This is a genomic window from Cyanobacteriota bacterium, from assembly GCA_025054735.1.
Taxonomy (GTDB): Bacteria; Cyanobacteriota; Cyanobacteriia; order SKYG9; family SKYG9; genus SKYG9.
In genome coordinates this window covers 1-6071 of sequence record JANWZG010000244.1, presented here as the reverse complement: position 1 = coordinate 6071, position 6071 = coordinate 1, and the positions used below count along the sequence as shown (strand labels likewise).

Genomic DNA, 6071 nt, shown 5'->3' with positions numbered 1-6071 from the left:
TGTTCCAGCAGCGACAGGATTGTTAAAGTGGCGCAACTGCCCTAGGTTGAAAATGGTATCAATCTCAATAGCTTGTGCTCCCGTCCCTGTGAACCCTAGACCACTTTGGTGAGTGATTTCTGAGCCAATAGTTGGAGTTCCCCATCGCACTTGCTGCTCAGATGCAACTGTGTAAAACCCTATCGAACTGCCGCCAACTACATTACTCCAGCTACCGGATGTAGCATTGAGTGTAAATGCCTGAGCGGGAACAGTCATTACTCCCAGAGCTGCTACCACACTCATCGAACCCACAACTAACCAGCTATTTTCAGGTGATCTCATTTGTGTTTCTCCCAACTGCTATATCAATTTCCACAGTCAAGGCTACAGATTATTTGTAGCGAAAATATAAAACCCTGCCGCAAGCCTCACCATTGTATAGCCCGATTTCAAGGAATCAGTGTTGCTGTGGACACAGACATGGTTAACTCTCTGACGCGAGTGCGGCAATGGGACGGAAAAAGGCTTGAGTCTTGCACCCAGTAGTTATTCAACGATACCACCGGACAAGGCGCTGAGGAGATACGCCTAATCGATAGGCAGCGACGATCGCCTGGTTGATGAGGGTTGTTTGTAAAACACCTAGTTTTTGCCAGCGACGGGCAGAGGTGATCACGGGCTGGGGGACGATCGCAATTTGTCCACGACGGCGCAGACGGCGAATTAGTTCGTAGTCCTCCATGATGGGTTGCTGGGGGAAACCGCCGATAGCATGGAACTGTTCCGCACGCAGAAAAATGGCTTGATCGCCGTAGGGCATACGCAATGTGCGCGATCGCCAATTAGCAAACCACTCCACCCAACGCAGCCCCGGCAGATCACCGTCAATACTAAGGGCAAAAGCTCCAGCAATGACCCCTGGGGTGCTGAGCACCTGATTCACCAGCACTGGAAACCCAAGGGGCAAGCGAGTATCTGCATGGAGAAACAGCAAAACATTGCTAGTGGCTCTAGCAGCGCCAGCATTCATCTGATGGGCACGTCCTGGAGGAGCAGTGAGTACCGTAATTCCTAAGCCTGCTAGTTGATCGCGAGTGCCGTCTTGACTGCCACCATCAACTACAATTACCTCTATAGCCATAGCCCCAGCAGCCCGTTGTAAATGGGAGAGACTATCAGCGATCGTTGCGGCCTCGTTGAGCACAGGTATGATCACAGAGATGCGATCGGCAGTCATTCTAGATTGCAGGTATCTGTTCACGGCGACTACTGCGAACAGCTTGGGCTAGCGATCGCAGCAGGGCAGCCGTAGTTGACATGTCAATGCAGGCATCCGTAATACTCTGACCATAGACTAGTTGACTGAGGTCTGCGGGAATGGACTGTTTGCCTGCTACCAAGTGACTCTCTAGCATCACTCCCAATACATTGGGTGACCCTGCGGCGACCTGATCGGCTACACTGTTCAGGGCGATCGCCTGTTTAGTGTGATCTTTACCGGCATTGTCGTGGCTGCAATCCACCATAACTCGTGAGTTCAGCCCCTTGAGAGCCAAGTCGGCTGCCGCTTGATTCACATGCTCAGCATCGTAGTTTGGGCCTTTTTTACCCCCTCGCAACACCAAATGTCCATCAGGATTGCCTGTAGTCGTGACAATGCTTGCTAACCCCTGATAGTTAATCCCCAGAAAATGATGGGGTTGGCTGGCTGCTAACATGGCATTACTAGCGGCTTGCAGGCTACCATCGGTGCCATTTTTGAACCCGATCGGCATCGATAACCCAGAGGCCATCTGACGGTGAGTCTGGCTTTCAGTAGTGCGGGCACCGATCGCTGTCCACGAGATGACATCAGCAATGTATTGCGGAATGATGGGGTCTAGTAATTCCGTTGCTGCGGGCAAGCCCAGGTTAGCCAGATCTAGCAATAGTTTCCGTGCCAAGCGTAACCCTGTGTTGATGTCATAGCTGCCATCTAGATGAGGATCATTGATTAACCCTTTCCAACCTACAGAGGTGCGGGGTTTTTCAAAATAGACACGCATCACAATTTCTAAGTCATCTGCCAATTCTCGTCGTAGAGCCATCAACTGCTGGCCATACTCATAGGCAGCATTAACGTCATGGATAGAGCAAGGGCCAACCACGACCAACAGGCGCAAATCTTCATGACGCAGGATATTGCGAATGCGATCGCGGGTCTCTGTCACCAGTGCTGCCGCCCCATCAGTAATGGGTAACTCACTATGCAACATCGCCGGGCTAATTAACGGGCGAGTTTCTACAACATGCAAGTCAAACGTCTTATACATAGCAATACCTGATGGGGTGCTTATAGATCCTAGAGCATAACTGTCCTGATCTAGAAAAATCAGCAAAGAATCCTAAACCTCTTAGGGAGTCATTCATTTTTCACCTATTGTCATATCAGCCTGTCACACCAGCCTAGCCAACTGAGGGCAGACAACTTTGGCGCATCACTACTAGCATTGCTCACAAATCTCGCAGTCATCTGCTCCAGCACAGCAATATCCGGCTCTGCTGCCAGTTAATCAGAATACCAAGCCGTACCAAACGTTACCGAATCGGCATCAGCAAGCTGGACTAGGGCTACGCCACCACTTCGAGTAACGGCTACCCCACCAGCAGAGCAAGACTTAGCCAAACCGATAACCAAACCCGCGTACAGTCATGAGATATTCCGGACGGCTAGGATCAAGCTCTAGCTTTTCGCGTAGCCAACGGATATGAACATCCACGGTCTTGCTATCGCCCATAAAGTCCGGCCCCCAGACGCGCTCAATCAACTGTTCCCGTGACCAAACACGCCGGGGATGACTCATGAATAGTTCTAAAATACGAAACTCCTTGGGAGACAGATTAACCTCTTTTCCCCGCAGCAGCACGCGGCATTCTTGGGGATACAGAGTGATATCATGGAACCGCAGAGTATGATCTTGAGGCGTGACTTGTAGGTTGCTATGGCGGCGCATCAACACTCGACATCGAGCAATCAGTTCTCTCATTCCAAAGGGCTTCGTCAAATAGTCATCTGCACCTACTTCTAAGCCCACAACGCGATCGGTTTCACTGCCCTTAGCACTCAGCATCAAAATGGGTACTTGAATCCCTTCATGCCGAATGAGGCGACATAAATCTAAGCCATTAATGCTAGGGAGCATGAGGTCAAGAATCACTAAATCTAGTCGAAACGGCTCAGACTCATCAGCTTGGCAGGTTTTTTGAATTAGCTCTAAGGCAGTTCGTCCATCCTCAGCTACCAAAACTTCATAGCCTTCTTCACCTAGGGCTAGGGCGATCGTCTCACGAATCAACTCTTCATCCTCAACAATGAGAACTCGCTCCAGTTTCAATTGAGTTTGGGGTCGAGCTGCCTCTAGGGATAGCATTGGTGTCATGACAAATAATGTCGTCTCAGCAGGTCAGACATATATTACCATCCCTATGCATGACAGCATGATAGGCTACATAATTTCCTTTTTTCTTTCAAATCACTTTAAAACACTTTAAGGATTGTTTCGGTCACGAGTAATGCCCAGGTACCAGCCCTAATCCCGCAGGTACTGCGGGTATGAGTAAGCTGCTCCCTAGGCACTAGAGCGACGCATCAGGGCACTATGCTAGAAGCTGAAGGTAGTGCGGATTAGACCGATAACAATGTCGTTATTAGCGGCATTATGGTCAGGGTTCGTTAACCAAATCACGGCTGGTGTAACGCCAACATTGTCAGATATCCGCCAAGTGTAGAAACCTTCCACATGCAATGAGGTGTCGGGATCGGCGTTAATTTGTCCGCGAAGGACTGTGCCGCTGACATTGGTCACCTTGGGTTCCATACCAACGATGATGCCACCGAGGTTGCCCTTGCCTCCCAAATCAGGAAATGCCAAACTCACGGCAAAGTTCCAAATATCTGCGTCTCCAGAGCCGATGACTCGCGCTGCCGTATAACCTCCCCAGCCATTGATCACAATATTTGGACTCAGTTGAAAGGACGCACCTACCCCGTAGGAATTGGTGGAAACGTTTGCTCCCCCTAGGGCAGGCAAGCCCACGAGATTTGCGGTATTGCTGCCTGTTCCGCCCGGATTGGTGTTGTAGGCGTTGATGTAGTAGACCCCAATCTTGATGCGATCGCTAGGCTGGAACAATAGCTGGGCAAGCGCTCCATAAGCACCATTGAATAGGCCATGACCCGGCGTGGGATCGTTAGCAACAGGTGATAAGTAGCCTAGACTCAGGACAAGTTGGTCAGAGAAGCTGTGTTCTATACCAGCACCAATGCCATCTAGGTAGTAGTAAATGGGGTTGCGGGTGCCAAACTGGGTCAAAGAGCCACTGCCACCATCGCCATCGATGAAGGGATTAATTGTATTAGCAAAGTCATCGGAGGCTCCAGCATTAGCGTCTAGGGTGATGCGGGTGCGATCGCCAAGGGGAAATTGGTAGAGCAGTGCATCTAACACAAAGGTGTTGCCACTGTCGTTGGCGTAGCGAATTCGACCCTCATTTAAGGGATTGGCAGCACTGCTGACATAATCTGCAAAATTGCTGACTTGCAGTCGAGTCCGTAAGAGATCGTCACCCGTAAAGCTAGTATCAAAGTTAAGGCGTACTCGGTTAGCAAAGGTCGTGTTGCGGGGCAAGTCAACGTTGGCAGCATCACCGCCCGTAACCACACCACCGATCGAAAAAATAGCCTCACCGGCTAGCTTCGTAGTCGTGGAAAATTGCTGGGCCTCTAGGGTGCTGGTGCGGGCTTCTAAGGCATCAACTCGTCCCCGTAAGGTTGCTAACTCCGCAGAAAATTCCTCTTGCAGGCGTTGTAGCGCAGCAAGGTCACTTTTGGTAACGCGATCGCTCAGTCCTTGGGCAATCAGCTCACTCGCCTTGTCCATACAAGCATTCAAACCGGCTGCAAACTCATAGCGGCTCAGGGGACGGTTGCCTCGAAAGCTGCCATCGGGATACCCTACCACACAGCCATAACGCTCCACTAAGGATTGCAATGCCTGGTAAGCCCAGTCAGTAGGCTGTACATCTGACAGTTGGGTAACAGACGTAACCTGTGACATTGGATTCACCTGTGGTTGAAAGGCAGGAACCAAGTCGAGGCCCTGACCATAGATACTAAGGCGGTCGATCGTCTCTGCTGGCGTTAACGGATCAGGCGCAGCAACCCCAGGCAATGTTAGCAGCGACCACACCAAAGCTGAATAACACAGGTTCCACGTCCAACGTCTATTCATAGCAGCTACTCCTCACACACAATCTAGAAAATATGAGAACGATTATCTTTCTTGTAAACTCTACACTCTTCTTGGATAATGCACAACCTGCCTGTGCTACTAAATCGAGCTGTTCATGGCAAATAGTACTAAATAGTATTAAGTCATCTGAATAACTTCAAGCATCCACTGCATGGCAACAGTTAGGATTCAATCCCTCTGTAAGGCGCTACAGCGTAGTCACTCCATCGTTCAAAAGCTTTTATTCAGATAATGCATCTGCAGAATTTTATTAAGAATCAATTTCAAAAATGCTCTTTTATTGAAAAAGAATCAATTGGGCTTGTCAAGACCTTCCGAGTATAAATCTCATGCCCAACTCAGCAAGACGTTTGTAGTGAGGACTTTAGTCCTCATCATTACCAGCCCAGTAAGGACGTTTGTAGTCAGGACTTTAGTCCTCATCATTGCCAGCCCAGTAAGGACGTTTGTAGTGAGGACTTTAGTCCTCATCATTACCAGCCCAGTAAGGATGTTTGTAGTGAGGACTTTAGTCCTCATCATTACCAGCCCAGTAAGGATGTTTGTAGTGAGGACTTTAGTCCTCATCCTATCAAGACAACCGCAAAGCCAACTTGATCGTCTTACCAGTCATGAGCCAGGCAACAAAGCCGTATTAGACTAATATCGGACTAAAATGCCTACCCACAGGGTAGATACAACAGTCCTATAAACCTGCCAACCTGTTTGCTGGCAGCAATGATTGGAAAGGCGCATTGATGTTTTGGTGGTTCAACACCAGTTCTGGCAAGTAGTGATTAAGTCCAAGCAGACACAGTT

The 6071-nt window shown here is 49.5% G+C and carries 5 protein-coding genes; all 5 read right to left on the bottom strand.

Features of this window, described 5'->3' with window-relative positions; all coding sequences use genetic code 11:
- Positions 1-258, bottom strand: a 258-nt coding sequence (locus tag NZ772_12170; GenBank protein MCS6814304.1) for a choice-of-anchor K domain-containing protein, incomplete at its 3' end; no start/stop codon positions are given.
- 274 nt (positions 259-532) lie between these two features.
- On the bottom strand, positions 533-1219 hold the full coding sequence (locus NZ772_12165; protein ID MCS6814303.1) for a TIGR04283 family arsenosugar biosynthesis glycosyltransferase: 687 nt from the start codon (positions 1217-1219) through the stop codon (positions 533-535).
- A 1-nt stretch (position 1220) separates the two neighbouring features.
- Positions 1221-2294 (bottom strand): 3-deoxy-7-phosphoheptulonate synthase, encoded by a 1074-nt coding sequence (locus NZ772_12160; protein MCS6814302.1) that lies wholly within the window; start codon positions 2292-2294, stop codon positions 1221-1223.
- 345 nt (positions 2295-2639) lie between these two features.
- Positions 2640-3392 (bottom strand): response regulator transcription factor, encoded by a 753-nt coding sequence (locus NZ772_12155; GenBank protein ID MCS6814301.1) that lies wholly within the window; start codon positions 3390-3392, stop codon positions 2640-2642.
- A gap of 231 nt (positions 3393-3623) precedes the next feature.
- Positions 3624-5252: an iron uptake porin gene (locus tag NZ772_12150; protein ID MCS6814300.1), complete on the bottom strand. Its 1629-nt coding sequence runs from the start codon at positions 5250-5252 to the stop codon at positions 3624-3626.
- Between the last annotated feature and the right edge of the window lie 819 nt (positions 5253-6071).